General features: G+C 71.9%; 5 protein-coding genes. 4 read left to right on the top strand and 1 reads right to left on the bottom strand.

Translation table 11 applies throughout. From position 1 onward, the window contains the following. The 4 genes from CCN42_RS36945 to CCN42_RS36930 form a co-directional block, all read left to right on the top strand. The coding region (locus CCN42_RS36945; RefSeq protein WP_086741677.1) for a DUF2975 domain-containing protein at positions 1-449 on the top strand (449 nt) is incomplete at its 5' end. Continuing rightward, positions 449-715, top strand: a complete 267-nt coding sequence (locus CCN42_RS36940; RefSeq protein ID WP_086173551.1) for a helix-turn-helix domain-containing protein — start codon at positions 449-451, stop codon at positions 713-715. The genes CCN42_RS36945 and CCN42_RS36940, both read left to right, overlap by 1 nt. Before the next feature lie 123 nt (positions 716-838). After that, complete coding sequence (locus tag CCN42_RS36935) at positions 839-1,669, top strand: hypothetical protein (RefSeq protein WP_086741676.1); 831 nt, start codon at positions 839-841, stop codon at positions 1,667-1,669. Beyond that, on the top strand, positions 1,666-2,025 hold the full coding sequence (locus CCN42_RS36930) for a winged helix-turn-helix domain-containing protein (protein WP_086741675.1): 360 nt from the start codon (positions 1,666-1,668) through the stop codon (positions 2,023-2,025). Before CCN42_RS36935 ends, CCN42_RS36930 begins: the two co-directional genes overlap by 4 nt. A 255-nt stretch (positions 2,026-2,280) precedes the next feature. On the opposite strand, the gene CCN42_RS36925 is transcribed toward CCN42_RS36930, so the two are convergent. Then, positions 2,281-3,603: a COG1470 family protein gene (locus CCN42_RS36925; RefSeq protein WP_086741674.1), complete on the bottom strand. Its 1,323-nt coding sequence runs from the start codon at positions 3,601-3,603 to the stop codon at positions 2,281-2,283. Between the last annotated feature and the right edge of the window lie 400 nt (positions 3,604-4,003).

Genomic DNA, 4,003 nt, shown 5'->3' with positions numbered 1-4,003 from the left:
TGCTCGGGGCGCTGCTCGCCGGCTCGGTGTTCGTGCAGGCGGTGATGGTGCCGCTGCTGGCCGCCGACCTGCGGGACTTCGGTCTGCGCACGCCGGTCATCGTGATCGTGCTCCTGGGGGTGGTGACGGCCCAGGTGGTCCTGGTCTGCGTATGGCGGCTGGTGACGATGGTGCGGCGGGGGACGGTCTTCTCCCACGGCGCCTTCCGCTACGTCCACACGGTGATCGGCGCGGTGACGGCCGCCGCGCTCCTGGTCTTCACCCTCGGCGTCGTCCTGGCCCCGGGCGAGGCCGTGGCCCCGGGTGTGGTGCTGCTGATCGGCGGGGTCGGTGTGGCGGTCCTGGGTGTGGCCCTCATCGTGCTCGTCCTGCGCATGCTGCTCGCCCAGGCCGTGGACCGCGACGCCGAGGCGGCCCGGATGCGGGCCGAACTCGCCGAGGTGATCTGATGCCGATCGTCGTCGACATCGACGTCATGCTCGCCCGCCGCAAGATGTCCGTGGGCGAACTCGCCGAACGCGTCGGCATCACCCCCGCCAACCTGGCCGTCCTGAAGAACGGCCGCGCCAAGGCGGTCCGCTTCACGACCCTCGCCGCACTGTGCGAGGTGCTGGGCTGCCAGCCGGGGGACTTGCTGCGGTGGGAGCCGGAGGAGCAGGGCGCGGCGGCGGGGTCCGGGGGGTCGATGGCCCCCGAGGAGCCGGTGGAAGCGTAGGCGCCGTCAGAAGTTCCTCTTGACCGCCATGTACTTTGCATCGCAAAGTTGATGCTACGGCGGGCAGGCGCGCATGCGGTCCGCTCTTGAGTGCGCTGTCGAGCGCCGACCACAGGGGGACACATGGGGACATCCGCACCGAGTGGCGCGGCATCCGAACCGAGGGCGAACGCGGCCGCCCTGCTCGCCGCGACGGCAGGCCTCCGGGCCAGGACCCGCAGCCAGACGAACGGCGCGTGGACCATCCTCCTCGGCCTCGGGTTGCTCGCGCTGGCAGCCGTCCCGATCGCCCGCCACGCCTTCAACTTCGGAGCACACGGGCGCGACATCGGGTCCTACCCCGCCTTCGCCTACGCCGAGCTGAGCGGCCTGTGCGTCGTCCACGAACCGGGAACTCCCTGCCTGGAGGGCGAGTTCGACGGCGCGGTGCTGCGCTTCGTGGCCTGGGGGGCGTGGTTCGCGCTGCTGCCCCTCGCATGGTTCTTCGTCGCCCGCTGGTACCGCCTGCGGGGGGAGTCGCGCGGCGTCGTCCCCCGGCGGCGCGTGTGGATCACCGCGATCGTGGTGGCCACCGCGGTGATCACCTCGGCCCTGGCCGCGCTGCTGTTCGGCAGGAACCAGACCTGGGAGGCCGTACTGCTGGAGAACAGCTACGCGTCCCCGTGGTACCTGGTCGGCACCGGCCTCCTCGCCCTCGGCGTCGCCGAACGCAGCTGGATCACCGCAGCGGCCGGCCTCGCCCATGCCGCGCTGCTCACCGCGTACCTGGGAGCCTCGTGGGGCACCGGGTGGCTCCCCTGGCAGCACCCCGCCGACCCCGGCTGGGCCGACGGACCCCAGGCCAAGGCGCTCCTGCTCGCCGCCGTCCTGCTCCTCGCCGGCCTGTGCGAGCGGGCGGTGGCCCGCCGCCGGAGCGCGCCCGGTCCCGCCGGTGCGGTTACGGTCGTCTCATGACCGTCGACGACCCGACCACCGCGCAGGGCGACCAGGAGGGACCGCATCCCACCCAGGCGCTGGACGACACCGTCCACCAGCGGGTACGGCTCGGCGTCCTCACCATCGCCCGCGAAGCCGACCGGGTCGACTTCGGCTTCCTGAAGAAGCAACTGGCCGTCACCGACGGAAACCTCTCCCGGCACCTGAAGGTCCTGGAGGACTCGGGACTGATCACCGTGGAGAAGGGCTACGCGGGCCGGCGCCCCCGCACATGGGTCACCCTCACTCGCGAAGGCGCCCAGGCCCTGGACGCCGAACTCCGCGCCCTGCGCGCACTGGTGCAACGCCTGGAGGCTCCCCGGCGCGGGACCTGAGGGGCGTGATCGGCCCTGCCGCTCGGCCCTGTCGTCGGCGACAGGCCCCGGTGATGCCGGGAGCGGATGGCACAGGCCCCGGACCGTGATCGGTCCGGGGCCTTCGCGCTGGCGCCGTGGATCGTTTTTGTCCGGAGCCGGGGACCGAGGTGTAGCTTTCCGGTCCCATGTTGGTGGTTTCCGGTCGGAACGAGAGCCAACTCTTGGCAGATACACCTGATTTCGATCGACAATGCCTCCGAGGTGGGGCTGAAGTCACTGAGTGATGCGGCTGAGTACGCCACTCACGTTCAGGACCTCATGGCACCCCTGCGCTTGACGGCCGGACGCCGGTGTACCGGGCTTCTCGCAGGTCACTTCGACAGTCACGGTGTCGTTCTCGGGGATCTTGATGGGGGTCACCCAGTGGTAGTCCTGGTTGCGGAAGGTCTCCAGCGCGATCGTGGTGACCTTGCGATCACCGAACGTGATCGTCAGCAGTCCTTCATCACCCTGGAAATTGGCGACAACGATGTCCGTCACCCCGAACACACTGCCCTCGGGCACCCGGTAGGTACCGGTCTTGGTCTCCCCGCCGGACGTCTGCACGTCGATGGTCTCCGAGCTCTGCCGGCCACCGCCGATCGAGGTGCCGTCGTCGGCCGAGGTGCCGTCGCCCGATCCGGACGGTGCGCCCGTCCCCTGGCCGCCGGGGGCGGTGTCCGAACCCGCGCCCGCGCCTGCGCCGGTACCGGTGCCGGTGCCGGTGCCGGTGCCCGGAGTCTGCCCTGCCGCCCCCTGCTCCCCGGCGGGTGTGGGACGCGGCTGGACCGCCTCGGTGGCGGCTTCCCTGGCGGCGCTGCGCACCGCCGGCCGGACCAGCGTGAACCAGGCGAGCAGCAGGGCGAGCAGCGCCGCGAGCACCACGAGCAGCCACCTGGGAAAGATCGGGATCTGCACGAACTCGGCGTCCAGCGGCACCCGGACGGCGGACTCGTCCCGTCGGGGCTCCTCCTGGTCACCGGTTTCAGCGGTGTCCACGGTGAACGGCCACACCACGGGGGCGCCGAACCACACGGGCTTGCCGGTGCGGACACGCAGGCCGATCTCCGCCGACTCCCCGGGCTCCAGCTTCCGCTCCGCCGGACTGAAGGCGAATGCCAGCTCCTCGCCCGCCTGCCCGGCGGTGAAGCCCACCTCAACCGGCGTGTTGCCCTGGTTGCGGACGGCCAGCCGGTAGCGGCCGCGCAGCCAGCCGCGACGACGCCGCGGGACCAGCTCGGTGTGCAGCTCGTGGAACTCCCCGACGTGCACGGTCGTTTCGTGGACCTTCACCGACTCGGGGTGCTCGGCCGGCAGGACCCGCACTCCGAGGGGCATCTCGCCGGCCCGGACCTCCGGAGAACGCGGCGGCGTCAGCCGGATCGTCACCGTTTCGGAGGTGCCGGGATACAGGGAGACCCGTGCCGGTTCCACGGTGGTCCAGGGGGCGCAGTCCCCGACGACCTCCAGGCTGTACGCCTCGACGATGTCGCTGTCGTTGCGGACGGTGAGACCGGTCGTGGCGGTGTCCCCCGGCGCCACGGTCACTTCCGGCATGTCGAGGCCGGGCGCACCGGGACGGGAAGAGGCTGCAGAAGGCGTCACGCCACCACGGTAGGACCGTGCCCGGGCCGTCACGACAGGCGCGAGGGCAACGCCCGGGCAGTCGCGGTGCCCTGGCGGTCACACACGGCCCTCGACACCGGTGAGCCGCTGCCACGGCCCGCCGCCTCGCGCGCGCCGCCTCACGCACGCTGCCACGGCCCGTCGCTCCGCGTGCGCCGCCTTCCGGCGCACGCCCCGCCCCTGCTTCCCCCGCCTCCCGCTTTCTCCCGCTCCTGCCCGGCCCCGTTACGCATCCCATCAGACAGGTAAGCCGTCATGCCCACCCAAGAGAAAACCGGACCGGCCATGTCCGCCACCACCTCACATGTGCCCACCCCGGCCTGGCCCATGC

This window comes from Streptomyces glaucescens (assembly GCF_002154375.1).
Classification (GTDB): Bacteria; Actinomycetota; Actinomycetes; order Streptomycetales; family Streptomycetaceae; genus Streptomyces; species Streptomyces glaucescens.
Note: the sequence above shows the minus strand (reverse complement) of the source record. Positions and strands in the feature narration are given on the sequence as shown.

Excerpts from the sequence above, each read along its gene's own strand:
- CCN42_RS36940 (WP_086173551.1), top strand. The coding sequence starts at position 449 with ATGCCGATCGTCGTCGACATCGACGTCATGCTCGCCCGCCGCAAGATG.
- CCN42_RS36935 (WP_086741676.1), top strand. The coding sequence starts at position 839 with ATGGGGACATCCGCACCGAGTGGCGCGGCATCCGAACCGAGGGCGAAC.
- CCN42_RS36930 (WP_086741675.1), top strand. The coding sequence starts at position 1,666 with ATGACCGTCGACGACCCGACCACCGCGCAGGGCGACCAGGAGGGACCG.
- CCN42_RS36925 (WP_086741674.1), bottom strand. The coding sequence starts at position 3,603 with ATGCCGGAAGTGACCGTGGCGCCGGGGGACACCGCCACGACCGGTCTC.